17 protein-coding genes and 1 tRNA gene are annotated in these 15,575 nt (G+C 32.7%); 4 read left to right on the top strand and 14 right to left on the bottom strand.

From position 1 onward, the window contains the following. Positions 1 to 17 precede the first annotated feature (17 nt). From KKQ76_RS07780 to KKQ76_RS07770, 3 genes are all read right to left on the bottom strand, one after another. Complete coding sequence (locus KKQ76_RS07780) at positions 18 to 389, bottom strand: NADH-quinone oxidoreductase subunit A (RefSeq protein WP_069797183.1); 372 nt, start codon at positions 387 to 389, stop codon at positions 18 to 20. 117 nt (positions 390 to 506) lie between these two features. Continuing rightward, positions 507 to 686, bottom strand: coding sequence for a hypothetical protein (locus KKQ76_RS07775; protein ID WP_069797182.1), 180 nt, complete (start codon positions 684 to 686; stop codon positions 507 to 509). Between the two features lie 10 nt (positions 687 to 696). Beyond that, entirely contained in the window at positions 697 to 1,821 is a 1,125-nt protein-coding gene (locus KKQ76_RS07770) for a GNAT family N-acetyltransferase (protein ID WP_213196654.1), read from the bottom strand. Positions 1,822 to 1,930: 109 nt separating this feature from the next. Here KKQ76_RS07770 and KKQ76_RS07765 point away from each other — a divergent pair, with 109 nt between their 5' ends. After that, positions 1,931 to 2,641 carry a zinc metallopeptidase gene (locus KKQ76_RS07765; RefSeq protein WP_213197493.1) on the top strand — a complete coding sequence of 237 codons (711 nt, stop codon included), beginning with the start codon at positions 1,931 to 1,933 and terminating at the stop codon, positions 2,639 to 2,641. A gap of 2 nt (positions 2,642 to 2,643) precedes the next feature. Here the strand turns inward: KKQ76_RS07765 and KKQ76_RS07760 are convergent, their stop codons facing one another. The 10 genes from KKQ76_RS07760 to rbfA all read right to left on the bottom strand — a co-directional run bounded on the left by KKQ76_RS07760 (position 2,644) and on the right by rbfA (position 12,590). After that, entirely contained in the window at positions 2,644 to 3,249 is a 606-nt protein-coding gene (locus tag KKQ76_RS07760; RefSeq protein WP_213196653.1) for an IMPACT family protein, read from the bottom strand. 51 nt (positions 3,250 to 3,300) lie between these two features. Beyond that, the gene (locus KKQ76_RS07755; RefSeq protein ID WP_213196652.1) at positions 3,301 to 3,969 is read right to left on the bottom strand and encodes a T9SS type A sorting domain-containing protein; all 669 of its coding nucleotides are present in this window, start codon (positions 3,967 to 3,969) and stop codon (positions 3,301 to 3,303) included. 6 nt (positions 3,970 to 3,975) lie between these two features. Beyond that, the gene (locus KKQ76_RS07750; protein WP_317194560.1) at positions 3,976 to 4,560 is read right to left on the bottom strand and encodes a phage tail protein; all 585 of its coding nucleotides are present in this window, start codon (positions 4,558 to 4,560) and stop codon (positions 3,976 to 3,978) included. Positions 4,561 to 4,745: 185 nt separating this feature from the next. After that, complete coding sequence (gene ribD / locus KKQ76_RS07745) at positions 4,746 to 5,762, bottom strand: bifunctional diaminohydroxyphosphoribosylaminopyrimidine deaminase/5-amino-6-(5-phosphoribosylamino)uracil reductase RibD (RefSeq protein ID WP_213196651.1); 1,017 nt, start codon at positions 5,760 to 5,762, stop codon at positions 4,746 to 4,748. A gap of 36 nt (positions 5,763 to 5,798) precedes the next feature. After that, positions 5,799 to 6,401, bottom strand: a complete 603-nt coding sequence (locus tag KKQ76_RS07740; RefSeq protein ID WP_213196650.1) for a hypothetical protein — start codon at positions 6,399 to 6,401, stop codon at positions 5,799 to 5,801. 1 nt (position 6,402) lies between these two features. Further along, entirely contained in the window at positions 6,403 to 8,187 is a 1,785-nt protein-coding gene (locus KKQ76_RS07735; RefSeq protein WP_213196649.1) for a DUF349 domain-containing protein, read from the bottom strand. 175 nt (positions 8,188 to 8,362) lie between these two features. Continuing rightward, positions 8,363 to 9,097 carry a shikimate dehydrogenase family protein gene (locus KKQ76_RS07730; RefSeq protein ID WP_213196648.1) on the bottom strand — a complete coding sequence of 245 codons (735 nt, stop codon included), beginning with the start codon at positions 9,095 to 9,097 and terminating at the stop codon, positions 8,363 to 8,365. A 61-nt stretch (positions 9,098 to 9,158) separates the two neighbouring features. Beyond that, positions 9,159 to 10,955, bottom strand: a complete 1,797-nt coding sequence (locus tag KKQ76_RS07725; RefSeq protein WP_213196647.1) for an endonuclease — start codon at positions 10,953 to 10,955, stop codon at positions 9,159 to 9,161. 54 nt (positions 10,956 to 11,009) lie between these two features. Next, entirely contained in the window at positions 11,010 to 12,224 is a 1,215-nt protein-coding gene (locus KKQ76_RS07720) for an ABC transporter permease (protein WP_213196646.1), read from the bottom strand. A gap of 3 nt (positions 12,225 to 12,227) precedes the next feature. Next, positions 12,228 to 12,590, bottom strand: coding sequence for a 30S ribosome-binding factor RbfA (rbfA, locus tag KKQ76_RS07715; RefSeq protein WP_069797170.1), 363 nt, complete (start codon positions 12,588 to 12,590; stop codon positions 12,228 to 12,230). Positions 12,591 to 12,819: 229 nt separating this feature from the next. Here rbfA and mce point away from each other — a divergent pair, with 229 nt between their 5' ends. Then, entirely contained in the window at positions 12,820 to 13,218 is a 399-nt protein-coding gene (gene mce / locus KKQ76_RS07710) for a methylmalonyl-CoA epimerase (RefSeq protein WP_213196645.1), read from the top strand. A gap of 76 nt (positions 13,219 to 13,294) precedes the next feature. Next, positions 13,295 to 13,368: transfer RNA gene (locus KKQ76_RS07705), tRNA-Ile, on the top strand. Between the two features lie 54 nt (positions 13,369 to 13,422). Here the strand turns inward: KKQ76_RS07705 and KKQ76_RS07700 are convergent. Beyond that, positions 13,423 to 14,172: an NUDIX hydrolase gene (locus tag KKQ76_RS07700; protein WP_213196644.1), complete on the bottom strand. Its 750-nt coding sequence runs from the start codon at positions 14,170 to 14,172 to the stop codon at positions 13,423 to 13,425. 145 nt (positions 14,173 to 14,317) lie between these two features. On the opposite strand from KKQ76_RS07700, the gene KKQ76_RS07695 reads away from it, so the two are divergent. Beyond that, a complete protein-coding gene (locus KKQ76_RS07695) occupies positions 14,318 to 15,490 on the top strand; it encodes an esterase (RefSeq protein WP_213196643.1) in 1,173 nt (390 codons plus the stop codon). The last annotated feature ends 85 nt before the right edge of the window (positions 15,491 to 15,575 follow it).

Genomic DNA, 15,575 nt, shown 5'->3' with positions numbered 1-15,575 from the left:
ACTTTAGCGGTATAAATTTACTTATTCCAATCTAAAGCTCCACGTTTTAGTACATAGAAAAATCCTATGAAGAAGATTGCTATAAACGTAGTTACAGCAAGGAATCCTTCAAATCCTAATTCTTTAAAATTTACAGCGTAAGGATAGAAAAAAACAATTTCTATGTCGAATAAAACGAATAAAATAGCGGTAAGAAAATATTTTACAGAAAACGGAGTTCTTGCATTTCCTTCTACTTCAATTCCACACTCGAAAGTGTCATCTTTAGTAGCTCCAGAAGTGTGTCTTTTAGGACCCCAATTGTGTGATGCGTATAAAGTAAATAACACAAAACCTAAGCCTACTGCCGCCTGAATAAGAACAGGGATATAATTATCAGGTAAATTCATCTCTATTAAGTATTTCTAACTGGCAAATTTACGAAATATAAATAGAAACGAGAAGTATTTTTAAACACTTTTCTTTCTAAAAAAGGGTTTTCTCTAATTTAGAATTAATAAAAATAACTACTTGTTCTTGAGGTTTTTTAAAACCTTAAAAGCAATGAATGCAATGTACCCAAAAAGAAAACTCGCAAACAAAATATTAATAATAGCGTTAGTTTTCTCATCTTTTACTTGGAAAAACTGATTGTACATCACATACATGATGATAATGCCAATGTAATAATAAAGTTGAGTTTTCATTTCTAAATTTTTAAAATTCTAAAGAGTAAGTTCTTCGTCTCTTGTGGTTTACCGGATTATAGTCTTGCCAAAGTAACTGTATGTTTTTGTTCTCTTCAAGCTCTGGATTGGTCTCTAAAAATTTCACCCCTTTTTTCTTAAAAGTTTTCCAGATTTCTTTAAAAATAATAGCGGTAACTCCTCTTCTTTGGTATTCTGGATGAATTCCTATCAAATAAAAGTTAGCTCTTTCGTTTTTTCTGCCAGCGTTTAGTAAATGATACCATCCGAATGGTAATAAACTACCATTGGCTTTTTGCAAAGCTCTGGAATATGAAGGCATGGTAATCGCAAAAGAAATTAACTTGTCATCCTTATCAGTTATGCAGATAATGTAGTCTTTATCTATAAAACCGAAGTATTTTTCTTTGTAATGCAGGATTTGCTCATCAGTAATTGGAGTGTAAGTAGAAAGATTTTTGTATGTTTCGTCTAGTAACTTAAACATCGGTTCTACTAAAGGAAGAATTTCTTCTTTAGAATTGAATTTTATGGTTTTTAGTTGATATTTTTCTGCGATGAGTTGGCTGAATTTTTCAACTTTATCTGGTAAAACATCAGGAAACATAATTTCAAATTCTACCCATTCTTTTTCTTTCACCAATCCCAATTTTTCTAAATGTTTTGGATAATAACTGAAATTGTAAATTCCAATCATCGTTGCCAATCTGTCAAACCCGAAAGTGAGCATTCCTGCCTTGTCTAGATTGGTAAAACCCATCGGTCCTTCTATTTTTTTGATATTTTTTTCTTTGGCGTAAGTAATAGCAGTGTCAATGAGAGCTTTAGAAACGGCTTCATCATCTATAAAATCTAACCACCCGAATCTTACTTTTTCTATGCCGAGTTCTTGGGCTTCTTTGTGATTAATCATCACGGCAATTCTTCCTACGATTTCATCATCTTTATAAGCCAAAAATTGCTTAGCTTCGGAATAGGCAAGAGCGGGGTTTTCTTCTTTATTCCAAATGCTTTTCTCATCTTTGATTAAAGATGGTACATAATTTTGATTATTTTTGTACAGATTCATCGGAAATTTGATAAAATCTGATAATTGTTTTTCGGTAGTAACTTGAATGATTTTTACTTCAGACATGTTGATAAAAATTAGAAAAACAAAGATAGCGTAAAAGATGACAATGCCCAAGTTTGGCACAGTTTTTACTTCAAAAAGGGTAAATAAATATAAAAAAGAAAATAAAAATATGACAGGTTATTATTTAATTTTAGGAGCGCTAATGCTCGTGAGTTGGTTGGTTTCGGCTAGATTGAAGTCGAAATTTCAACATTATTCCAAAGTCCATCTCAGAAATGGAATGTCTGGGAAAGAAATTGCCGAAAAAATGCTTCGAGATAATGGAATTCATGATGTTCAAGTGATTTCGGTTCCTGGTCAATTAACGGATCATTATAATCCAGTAAATAAAACAGTAAATCTTTCTGAAGGAGTTTACATGCAGAGAAATGCAGCTGCAGCAGCGGTTGCCGCTCATGAATGTGGTCACGCTGTACAACATGCAGTTGGTTACTCTATGTTACAACTTCGGTCTAAATTGGTTCCGTTGGTAAATATTAGTTCTACGCTTTCTCAGTTTGTGATTTTTGCAGGGATTTCTGTAATGATTGCTTCTAGAAGTATTCAGAATCCACAAGGAAATACTACAGTTTTGGCGATTGGTGTTTTACTTTTTGCAGTAACTACACTTTTTGCGTTCATCACTTTACCAGTAGAGTACGATGCGAGTAAAAGAGCGCTAGCTTGGTTAGAAAATTCTGGAACTTTAGGTAGAGAAGAGCATGCTGCGGCTGAAGATTCTCTAAAATGGGCGGCGAGAACTTATGTAGTAGCAGCGCTAGGTTCATTAGCACAATTGCTTTATTGGGCGTCAATGCTTTTCGGAGGAAGAAGAGAGTAATCTTATTCTAAAAATTTAAAATTTACATATTGAATCTCGGACAAAAGTTCCGAGATTTTTTCTTTTTCGGACAAATTGAGCCTTGCTGTTATCATACAATCTTCTTGTGCATCGAAATTCATGACTTTTGCATCAAATTTATTGAGAAGAGAAAAAATGATGTTTTGTTGAGAAAATTTGAATTGAATTTCTAGTTCGGTTTCTAATTCTTTGGTGATAATTTCTGCGTGTTCCAAAGTATATTTGGTGCTTTCTTTATATGTTTTTACTAAACCAGAAACGCCTAATTTGGTTCCACCATAATAACGAATGATTACCACTAAAACATTGGTGAGATTGTGAGCGAGAAGTTGATTGTAAATAGGTAAACCAGCACTTCCTGAAGGTTCTCCGTCATCATTTGCGCGGTAATTTTCACCATTAATTCCTATTCTGAAAGCATAACAATGATGTGTAGCTTTTGGATGTTCTTCTTTCAAATTATCCAGAGCAGTTTTGAGTTCCTTTTCGTTATTGACAGGAAATGCAAAGCCGATAAATTTGCTCCCTTTTTCTTTGAGCAAAATATCTCGAACTTCAGATTTTATGGTGGTGTAATTGTATTGCATAAAAAAACACCTCAAAAGTATGAGATGTTTTTTGTTTTATAAAATTTAATTTTAGTTTTTAATCAATTTTAATGTTTCTGAGTTGGTTTTTAGTAAATAAATTCCGGTGTTAAGATTAGAAACATCAAAGTTGTTTTGTCCTTTTTTAAGGTTAAACTTTTTAACTAATTTTCCTTGAGAATCAAATAACTCAGCATCTTGATTAAGAGGAGAAAGAATATCAAGAGAATTTTTTACCGGATTAGAAGTCAGTAAAAGTTTATTTTTTGATAATTCTTCTATGCTCAGATTGGTGCTTTGTACTGCTCCGGTAAGTGTTCCGTTTCCTGAAGTGAGATTCCCTCCACAATTTCCTTCTGTAACAGCGGTGTTTTCTGTCCAAACTCCTAATGTTAAATTTGGTGGATTGGGTATAGAAGCAGAAGTATTATGATAAATGAGATATGGATTAATAAAATCTCCATTTCCAGTATCCGCTAAAAATTCCCATCTGTTATCATTGTTGTTCCAAGAAATTTGGAATTCGCAAGTTCCTAACCCGCCACATTCCTGTGCACCATCTATTGGAGTGGTTTGGTAAACGTTTCGCCCGTAAACATCAGTGCTTATTTTATTGAAAACATAAGTTTGGGTTTCAAATAAGTTAGTACAACCCGAAAATGTTATCGTTTGTGAATAAGCTAACGATGTAAAAAAAAGTAAAAATAATAACTTTTTCATACTCAATTAATTTCTTGATGGATAAATGCCTTCTAAAGCAATGTAATAGCCTATTGATAGATAAGGTTGCATATTATTTACAGGAGTGCCGTTTCCTGTGTTACCTACCATTGTTGGGTTCATTGTAGTGTTTGCGGTAGCACTAGAATATTCTTTGTCTAATGTTTTAGTATCTGCAGGAAGATTGTTGGTTGGCGAACTTTGATTTCCTTCAGAAGTAACAGCTTTAATGGCATGATTGTGAGGAGGTAGATTAGAAATTAATAACGTATTTGTTTCTGTACCACCCATTTCTCCTAAAGTTTTAGGGGTTAAACCAGGTCCATTACCAATTCCTACTACTATTCTTCCTCTTAAATCTGGTAAAGCAAAAGTAGTTCTTCCATCACCACCATAGGTTGTACCTAAAAGTGAAAATAATGCAGTGTTCTGAGCGATGGGTAATAGTCTTCCATCGCATAAAGCCCAACCTCTAGGTTCAAAGTTGTAAGGGAAAATGGTAATTTGCCCGATATAGGGCTCCATTTGTGCTTTTGCGGTAGTTGTACTGCTGAAAAATACAAATACAAAAAATAATAGAATTTTTTTCATGTGTAAAAAAGTTTTTGGTTACTCAACAAAAATAACTCATTTTTATTAAAGTTTTTTAAAAATAATGTTAATTCTATTATTAATTTTGAAATATTAGTGTAGATTCCGTTTCTATTAGAGCTTGTAAAGAGATTAACAATACAGTTGTTGAAATAGGTAATTAATAGTTTTTTCTCAATATTAAATTATGAAAAAAAAGAAACTACATTATCTCTCATTGTCTTTTCTTCAGTCGATTTTCCATTAAATTTAGGAGCTTTTGTGCCATTTTCTAATAGGAGATTTTCGTTTTTAATGATAATGATTTCATCCCAAAGATTTTGGTCAATAAAAGTTTGTAAAGTTCTGCTTCCTCCTTCTACTAAAACCGATTGAATCTGATTTTCGTAAAGTTTTTGCATCAATTCTTCCATGAAATTTTCTTTAGAAATTTTAATGAATTTTACATTTTCTTCTTCTGTCTCTTTTTCTTGATTGAAAACCAAAGTAGGCGCTTCATCATTATAAATTTTAAAATTTCTAGGAACTTTTAAATCAAAATCAATCAAAATTCTCACAGGATTTCTACCTTCCACTAATCGAGTAGTTAAACTAGGATTGTCATTCAATGCAGTTTGAGTTCCCACCAAAATAGCATGTTCCTCACTTCTGATTTGATGTACAAATTGAGAAGCTAATTCATTAGATATTTTTGTAGGTTTGAAATCTTGGTCGATAAAACCGTCTTTACTTTCTGCCCATTTCAAAATCAAATAAGGACGCTTTTTCTCATGGAAAGTGAAAAATCTTTTGTTTAAATCTCTACATTCATCTTCCAAAATTCCCGAGACGGTTTCTATTCCTGCATCCATAAGGATTTTTTTGCCTTTTCCGTTTACTTTATCATGGCTGTCCATTGCGCCAATCACCACTTTCTTAAAACCAATTTCTTTTAATTTCAATGAACAAGGCGGTGTTTTCCCGAAATGCGCACAAGGTTCTAGAGAAACATAAATGGTAGACTCGGGTAAAAGTTCTGGATTTTGTACAGAATTGATGGCGTTTATTTCTGCATGAGGTTCACCCGCTTTTTGGTGAAAACCTTCGCCAATGATGACATCGTTATGAACAATTACTGCGCCGACTAAAGGATTTGGGTATGTTTTTCCAGTAGCTTTTTTGGCAAGTTCTATGCAGCGTTTTATGTAAATTTCGTGATTCATTTTATTTGAAAAAAAATTCCGAAAGAAATTCCGGAATTAGTTTGTTTTTAGAGTTACAGAAGGAATGGTCATGGTGATGATTCCTTCTAAAAGTTTATTTCTTTTTTTGCCGATTGATTTTTCAAAACCTTTAGCATCGCCAGTAGATTTTTCTTTGTAGGCAATAATCATAAAAGTGCTTTCTTCGCCTAATAGAGTGTTTCTAAATCTATAGATGTTATAATCCGCAAATTCTTGTTCTGGTGCTTCCGCTTTTTTATCTTTTGGAACATTGGTGGTGATAAAATCTACTACGAATTCGGTTCCATTAGGGTTTTCGGTAACATTGTAAGTGCAATACTTGTCAGTTTCGGCTCTTCGGTCGAGTTCTTCTGTTTTTTGATAAGTAGCTTCTTTAGCGTCTATATTTTTATTGAAAAAATAAATGGTAATTACCGCTGAAGCATCTTCAATCCTTTCGTCTTCTAAAATGTATTCTTGTACAAATTGGACTTTAGATTTTTGCTGAGCAGAAGCCAATACATATTTACTTTCGTTAAAGGTAAGTTCTGGCACACCAATTAAGTCTTCGGTGTTTTGTGAATAAAAAATCCCCGAAAATAGTAAAAGTACAACTATCGAAAACAGTTTACGCATCATCTTATTCTCCAGAAATAATGTGGTGAAGGCTTTGTTTTAACATTTCTAACTGAGCTTTCTTGTCATCAATTTTATCAAAAGTATCTTTCAATAAAGGATTATCACGAGATACTTTGCCAAAGAAGCCTAAGTTGTTTTCTAATTTTACAATTTCTGCTTCTAAATCAGCTACTTGATTCTTGATTTTTCTAGCTTTATCAGTTAATTGAGATTCAGTAAGACCTTCTTCTTTCAAATCAAATTCATTGATTTTGTTCAGTCTTAATTTCTCTCTCATCGTTTTATTAAACTCTGTATTGATAGCCATTTTATCTCTTGGTACTTTTCCGATGTTGTTCCAAGCAGTTTTAATGTTTTCAATTTTTTCTACGCTTCCTTCTTCGTCGCCAATTTCTTTTAATTCATCTAAAAGCGCACGTTTTTGTCTGTAATTTTCTTTCCAGTCGTCTGTTACAGCATTGTTTTTAGTTCTGTAATTGTTGAAAAACGTGTTGCAAGCTTCACGGAAATCATCCCAAACTTTATTGGTCATACTTCTAGGAACGTGACCTATTTTTTTCCAGTCTTCTTGTAATTTTTTGAACAATGGAACTGCAATTTCCCAATCTTCAGAATTCATATTATCCTGAGCGGTTTGTATAAGCTTCAGTTTTTCCTCTAAATTGGTATGCTGAGAGTTTTTAAGGCCTTTGTAGAATTCATTTTTCTTCGCATTGAAAGCTCTAAGTGCTAGTTTAAATTCGTTCCAGTTCTGGTTAGAAATTTTTCTAGGAACGCTTCCTAATTTTAAGAAGTCTGCTCTTAGACTTTCTACTGTGTTGATGGCGTTTTGCCAATAATTATGATTCGGAGCTTTATCTGGAGAAGTCAGTTTTTTAATTGTTTCGATGATTTGATTTTTCTTCTCAAGATTTGCTTGTTGTTCACCTTCTATTACGGCTAATAATTCTGATTTTCTTTCGTGGATTTTGTTAGAAATTTCTTTGAATTCTTCCCAAGTTTTATCACGGAATTCTTCAGCAACTGGTTCTGCTTCTTCTTTCCAAAGTTTGTGCAAAAACTGTAATTCGTTTAATGCTTTTTGTACTACAGGTTCGTTTTGTAATTCTTTGGCTCTGGCAATAATATGCTGTCTTTTTTCTAGATTATGAGCGTATTCTTGCTCTCTGTATTCTTTATTTAAGTCTAACATTTGATAGAAATTATTCAAATGGTAGAAATAATTATTGTTAAGATTTTTGAATTCTGATTTTGCTACTTGTCCAGCGTTGCTCCATTCTTCTTTAATTTCTCTGATGGCGCGGAAAAGATTGGTGTTTGGTTCAGAATGCGTGTAAAGATTTTTTAATTTTTCTATGATTGAGATTCTCTTTTCGAGATTGTCTTTTTGCTCAGATTCTTGTTTTCTGTGGAAAACATCATATTTTTCTTTGAAAATATTGCTCAGTGCAGAAACTTTTGATTGAAGAGGGTGTTCATAATGTGCATCTGCTTCTTTTTGGTCTTCACTTTCTAGGTTTATTTTGTGAAGAAGCATTTCTTTTACTGCATTAAATTTTTTATGATTAGCTCCTGCATCTTCTGCATTAATCAGTGCTTCTAACTTAGTCATTAATTCTCCCGAAGTCATTTTTTCATGTTCGTGGTGTTCTACCATATCATGAGTTTCTTCTTCATGAACTTCTGAATCATGGCTTTCTTGAGGAGCAACAGATTGATTAGCAGTTTCTTCGTTTGGATTTACAATGTTCTCTTGAGCTTCAGAATTAGGGTTATCTGTAATCATAGCAAATTAATTTTAAAAGTAATATGCTTTTTCAAACACTTTTTTTTGAATGTTTGAACGCATTTCGGCACTAAATTAAGGGTTTTTTATGAAATATGCAATTTTTTTGAAAGCGATAATTGTGCTCACTTTTAAAAAAATACATCAGTCTAAATCTTTGATGGCTCAGAAGTGTTTACAGTTCTTCATTCCAAATTTCCCAAGCTTTTTCGGCTTGTTGTTCTAGCATGAAATAACCGTTAATGGTTTTTGCACCTTTTTCGGCAGCGTTTTTTAGAAATTTAGAAAGAGTAGGGTTGTAAATTAAATCGATAACGAGATGATTTTCTGTAATATTTTCAAATGGGAAATGAAGCGTTTCTTCTACATTAGGAAAAGTTCCTACAGGTGTGCATTGTATGATGATGAGGTTTTCTAAAACTTGATTTTCAGTGAGATTCTGATAATTGATTTCTGTAGTTCTAGAAACGGTAATAAACGGAATATTATTCTTTTTTAACACAAATTGAATGGCTTTTGCAGCACCGCCATTTCCTAAAACAATGGCAGATTTTTGGTGTGGTTTTTTGTGCAGAAGAAGTGTTTTTTCAAAGCCAAATGCATCAGTATTAAACCCTTTTGTTTTCCCGTTTTTGATGGAAATACAGTTGATGGCGCCTATTTCTTGGGCTTCTTCGCTCAGTTCGTCTAGATAAGGAATGATTTGTTCTTTGTATGGAATAGTCACATTAAGTCCTACAAGATTTTCGGTCTGAAAAATTTCAGGAATATTCTGAAGATTTTCGATGTCAAATACTTCATAGGAATGGTTTTTCAAGAAAAGTTTTTGAAATTTCTGTTCGAAATATTTTTTTGAAAACGAGTAGGAAATATTTCTTCCTACCAAACCTAATTTTACTGATTTTTCCATAATTCAAAGGTAATAAAAAAGGCTGGAAATTTTTCCAGCCTTGCAATGATTTGTATCAAGTTTATTCTACTAAAAATTTGAAAGAGTTATTGTCAAATTTTAGTAAATACATTCCTTTAGGTAAATTTTTAAGAACTAAGTAATTTTTATTCAAAAAGGGTTTTTCTGCCACTTGAACTAAAATTCCATTCATATTATAAATTTCTAGTCTATTAATTTTTTCAATGTTTTTTCCGTTAACGAAAAGTGTGTTATTCTTAACAGGATTCGGATAAATGCTGAATTTGTTAGATTTTATTTCTGAGGTAGCTAAATCGTTATAGCAAGTCCAACTTAAATCATCAAAAGCCACTCTGTTAGAGGTTGTGCTATTATTTTGTATGCTAATCGTTACATTCCCCGAAACATTGATGTTTGAAATGGTAGTGGTAGTTACAGTGTCTGAGTATGGGATTGTTCCTTTTTCAACACCATTAATAAATAATTTAAAACTTCCATTTGTTCCAGAGAATTTAAGTTGTGTCGTTACAGTTAAATTTCCGATTCCTCCTGAAATAGGTGAAGAACTTAATTTGCCATTTCTTACCGTAATTGCTTTATTATTAATTGTTTGGTCGGATATAGAATCCGTTGCTGTCCATGTGATTCCAGTGCTGGTCCAATTTATGGTTTCATAAGTATTAGGAGTTCCGCTAATTCCCTCGAAATTTTCTGTGCCACAAGTGGTATTATTGTTATTTCCGCCGCCGCCAGTATTTTCTGTGGTGGTTCCTGTAACAGTATTGCTTTGACTAGATATGTTTCCTGCAGCGTCTTTGGCTTTTATATAAAATGTATATGTTGTAGACGGATTAAGACCAGTCACGGTTGCACTATTAGTGGCTGATGAAGTTTTAAGCGTTCCGTCTAAATATATGTCATAAGTAGCTACCATAATGTTATCTGTAGAAGCGGTCCAAGATAAAGATATTGTACTAGAGGTGCTTCCTGTAACTATTAGGTTAGTTGGTGTAGAAGGATTTTCTGTATCTGGAGTTGTTGTTCCCCAAATTTGTGCTACATATTCTTGATGGTCAATAAAAGGGTTTCTGTTTCCTTGGTATGTGTATGCAGCATTATTTCTATCAATTTCTCTTTGAGATACAGGATCTTGTGTGTGCCATTGTTTAAGAACTTCTAATTCCCAAGACTGTATTCCAGGAAATGAAGTATTAGTTAATATATCATTTGCATCAAAATCTTTTAATTTTGCTTCATATCTTGTAGCGAAATAAAATATCATTCTTGCAACATCTCCTTTAAATTCATTTATTGGTTCAAAAACTTTTCCACTATAGTTTACAGAATTGCTTGTACCTAATTTAGAACCATTTTTAGAAGTATAAGAAACAGAACTTCCTACATTTCCGAAGGGAAAATTACTTCTCATTCCGTTTACTTTTCCATCTGTTGGTACAATATGGTGTATGTCAGATACCATAGGTGATGCTTTGTTAAAATAACCTTGAGGAAAGATATGTTCTTTATTATAGCAATCTCCTTCTATTTTGTAATTTCCACACTTTTTTACACCAAATTGGTAAACATAAGGGTCAGTTTCAGTAGGGTTTTCAGAATAAATATCTAAAACAGTACCATCTTTTTCATAATAACTATCTTTATCTGAATTTGGATATTCATCATCTAAAGCATCATATGATTTGGTTTGGTGACCACTAGAAATAATAGAGCTTAATTTAGTTTTAAGAGCTGAACCTGATAGACCAGCTGTTCCATCATAGTAACCAGTAGGAATTTGAGCAAAGATATTTGCTACAGAAAATAGTAGTCCTACAATTAGTAAAGTTTTAATCTTCATAATATTAAAGTAATAAAAAGGGACACAAAGTTAACATAATTATCAATAAGATAATTAATTATTTTCAATTATGTTCTCTTTATTAATTTTAGAAAAAATCCAAGAAACAGAAATTCCAAAGAAAAGTCCAATTAAAGCAACATAGAAATAATTAGGCCAGAAAATTTTTACAGGGAAAGGTAATGTTTCAGTAGCTTTGAAAACGCCAGTTTGTATTTGCACGACACAAATAATCGTCCCCAAAATCAAGCCCGAGATCACTCCAAACAGTACAATAAGTAAACCGGTGTTGAAATAAGTCTTCCTTAAATCGCTAATTGTAAAGCCTAAAGAAATCAGAGATTTAGCTTGATCTTTTTTGTCGAGTTGAAGAATAATAATAGCACCAGCAAGGTTAAACGTAGTAATAAAAATTACCAAAGCAAAGATGAGGTAAATCATCAGTTTTTCGGTGTTAATCATTTTCCAGAAGGCAGCGTTTTCTTCTGCTTTCGTTTTTATGGTAACTTGATTGCCGAGTTTATTTTGTAAATTTTCTTTTACAGCGTCTGCTTTTTCAGGATTTTTTAGTTTTATGGCAATCTCGTAAGCAGAATTTTTAGGCAAGTTCAGTAACTCCGAGGTCAGTTCCAGCGGAGCGATAATATAATTGTTCAACTGGTCATTTCCAGGAAAAATTCCAGTAATGTAAATATCTCTTTTATTGAAAATATCTTCTTCTTTATTAATGATTCCTTTGCCAGGTTTTGGCATGAAAAGAGTTGCTACATTTACATCATTAGCTACGGGAATTGCCAATCTGTTGTTCAGTTGAGCTTCCATAATCACTTCATTCATAAATTTAAATGAAGGATAACTTCCGTAGAAAATGTTTTTGTCTATCGGGTTTACTTTTACATAAGCCGAGTCTACGCCTCTTATGTAAGCTATTTCGCCCGTATTGTTATAGTCTATGTACACTTTTTCTTCAATCATTTTAGAAAAATGACTGATTTCGTTTTCAGATTTCAGGGTAGAAGTTACTTTTTGAATATTAGGTATAACTTTTCCTTGAGTGCTTTTCAGCGTAAGATCGGCATGAAGGTTAGAAATAAAATCTTTGTTGAGGTCTTCTAATCCAGAGAAAACCGAAATAATAATAAACATAGCGGCTACCGCTACCATCATAGCAAAAGCAGCCAATCCTGTAATAAAACTTACAGCCTGGCTTCCTTTTTTAGCAATGAGATATCTTCTCGCGATATAAAAAGCGGTATTTCCTTTGGCCATTTTTTATAAAATAGGATTGTCTCCCAGACCTTTTAGTTCTTTTTCTATACGTTCTACATCATCTAATGTAGTGTCTAAATAGAAATTAAGTTCAGGAATAATTCGCACTTGTTTTGCCATTTTCTGACCAATAAAATTTCTGTAGAAAGACTTGTTTTCGTCTATCTCCTTCATAATTGGCGTTCTAAATTCTTGCGGAAAGATGCTCAAATAAATTTTAGCAATGCTTAAATCAGCCGTTACCTTTACATCAGAAACGGTGATTAGAAAATTTTGTTTGCTCTCTGAAGCGAGTTTTCTAAAAAGTTCAGCAAAATCTTCTTGAATAATCTGTGCTACTTTTCTTTGTCTGTTACTTTCATTCATGTTGCAAATTTAGTATTTTTGTTTGAGATTTTGGGCGTGTCCTTTTCTTTTTGCCAATCGCAAGGTCTTGACCATAAAAAGAAAAGGTCGGTATTCGGCTCCCACTTTTTTCTAAATTTTTTATCAAAACCTATGCCTTTGCAATAAAAATTTAGAAAAAGAGTTCCGCCTACTCCCTCACGCAAACTAAGATTTTAATAGAAATTAAGTAAAAAATTACCACATCATCATGAAAATAGAACACTTAGGAATCGCCATTAAAAGTTTAGAAACATCAGACAATCTTTTTGCAAGATTATTGGGAAAGAGCAACTACAAACAAGAATCGGTAGAAAGGGAAGGTGTTACTACTTCTTTTTATCAATTAGGAGAAAGCAAAATAGAACTTTTGGAAGCCACCAATCCAGAAAGTCCAATTGCTAAATTTATCGACAAAAAAGGAGAAGGGATTCACCATATTGCTTTCGGAGTAGAAGATATAAGAGCAGAAATAGAAAGATTAAAAGCAGAAGGATTTGTTTTTATTTCCGAAGAGCCAAAAGATGGCGCAGACAATAAGTTGGTGGTTTTCTTGCATCCTAAATCTACAAATGGAGTTTTGGTGGAATTGTGCCAAGAAAAACCTTAATTTTTTTTTGAATTTTCCGAAAAAATCTTACATTTGCACACCCAATTGAAATAAAGATATTTTATTATAAATATTTGGCCTTGTAACTCAGTTGGTTAGAGTAGCTGACTCATAATCAGCAAGTCCTTGGTTCGAGCCCAAGCTGGGCCACAAAATCCTCAGAATTTCTGAGGATTTTGTTTTTTTATCAATTGAGTTGTCTTTTTACCAATTATTAATACCGTTTTCTAGTATTTTGAAATAATTTTCTTGATCAAAAATATACAAATCAGGAGCTTTATGGGCACCACCTTTTCTTTTTTCGTCTAGTTTTTTTAGAATTCCTATATTTTTAATTTTTCTGTAAAAATTTCCACGATTCAAGGTTCTTCCAAGAATGGCTTCATACAATTTTTGAAGTTCTGAAAGTGTGAATTTTTCGGGTAACAAATTCAATCCGATGGGTTTATAAGAAATTTGTTCTCTGAGTGTATTGAGTGCTTTTTCTATAATTTTTTTATGATCCATGGTGATGTTGGTGGTTGCTAATTGGTCTAGAAAAATCCAATCACAAGATTCACTTAATTCATCACCAATTGGCGAAACATCTTTATGATTTACCAGTGCATAATAGCCTACAGAAATAAATCTTTTTTTGTGCCACAAATCGTCTGAAAAATCTTTGAAGGCTTCTTCGCTTCTATTCAACTCACTAAAAACTGCAAATTCTTGAAGAAAAATTTTATCCAATTGAGTTCTTTCTCGCAAAATTCTAATAGCTGCAGATTCTAAATTTTCTTCCTTTTTCATATAACCGCCTGGTAAAAACCATTGTTGGTTAAACTTCATTTTCAGAAGTAAAACTTTCAGTTGATCTCCGTTAAAGCCAAATATTACTGTATCCACAGAAATATGCGGAACATACATTTCATACGCTTTCTTAGAATTATTGATGATGATTTCTTTAAAATCCATAGTTCGTTTCTCTTTACAAATGTAATATTAAATCATAAAATAAATCAAATTAAAATTTTTCAATTTTTTCTTTGAAGGTTCAGAAAATCAATGTAATATCGTAATGCTTCTAATTGAAGCAATGAAAATGTAAAACTTTAGTCCAATGAAAATATTAAAAACCATTACAGTGGCTCTAATTCTGAGTTTTGCTGTAGTTAATGCACAAGAGAGTTTAGATTTTTCTGGTAAAAAAGAACTCGTTTCTCCAGAAGTTAAAGGCAATAGCATCACTTTTCGGTTAAAAGCTCCCGAAGCAAAATCTGTAAAATTGATGGGAAATTGGCTTCCGCCAAAAGGTTGGGAACCAGGAACTGTTGATTTACAAAAAAAAGAAGGCGGAGTTTGGGAAATTACTCAAGATAATCTTCTGCCAGATTTGTACACTTATTCATTTATTGTAGATGGTGTAAAAGTAGATGATCCTAATAATGTATATTTGGTGAGAGACATTGCCAATGTGATGAATATGGTTTATATAGACGGACCAAAATCTGAAAATTATAAAGTTCAAAATGTACCACACGGAACAGTTTCTAAAAGATGGTATCCTTCAAAAGGATTGAAAACCGACAGAAGAATCACCATTTATACACCAGCTGGTTACGAAAATTCTAAAGAAAAATTGCCCGTTTTATATCTTTTACACGGAGTTGGCGGTGACGAGGAAGCTTGGATGACACTTGGTAGAGCTTCTCAAATTTTAGATAATCTCATTGCGCAAGGAAAAGCAAAACCTATGATTGTGGTAATGACCAACGGACACACCAGCAATGCAGCAGCTCCCGGAGAAAGTGCCAAAGGTTTTTACAAACCAGTGATGATGACTCCAGATGTTTTCAATGCAGATATGGAAACTTATTTTAAAGAAATTATAGATTTTACAGAAAGCAATTACAGAGTAAAAACGGATGTCAACAGCAGAGCTATTGCAGGTTTATCGATGGGTGGTTTTCATTCGCTTTATATTTCTGCTAATTATCCTAAAACTTTCGGTTATGTAGGTTTGTTTTCTCCAGCAGTGATGCCTCCTCAAAATGCTACTTCTGAGATTTATAAAAATTTAGACGAAAAGTTAAAAGCACAATCGAATAATCAATTCAAACTTTATTGGATAGGAATTGGTAAAGATGATTTCTTGTACAAAAATGTGGCAGATTTTAGACAAAAATTAGACGGAATGAACTTCAAATACCAATACGTAGAATCTGCAGGTGGACATACTTGGAACAATTGGAGAACTTACCTTAATGATTTTTTACCATTATTATTCAAATAAATTACTTTCTAAAAACCTAAATTATAGACTATTTAAATTACAAAAGTAGATAGTTGTATATTTTGGATACAATATTCTCAATTTT

This window comes from Cloacibacterium caeni (assembly GCF_907163105.1).
Lineage (GTDB): Bacteria > Bacteroidota > Bacteroidia > Flavobacteriales > Weeksellaceae > Cloacibacterium > Cloacibacterium caeni_A.
The sequence above is the reverse complement of the archived record's forward strand: the minus strand, read 5'-3'. Positions and strand labels throughout refer to the sequence as shown.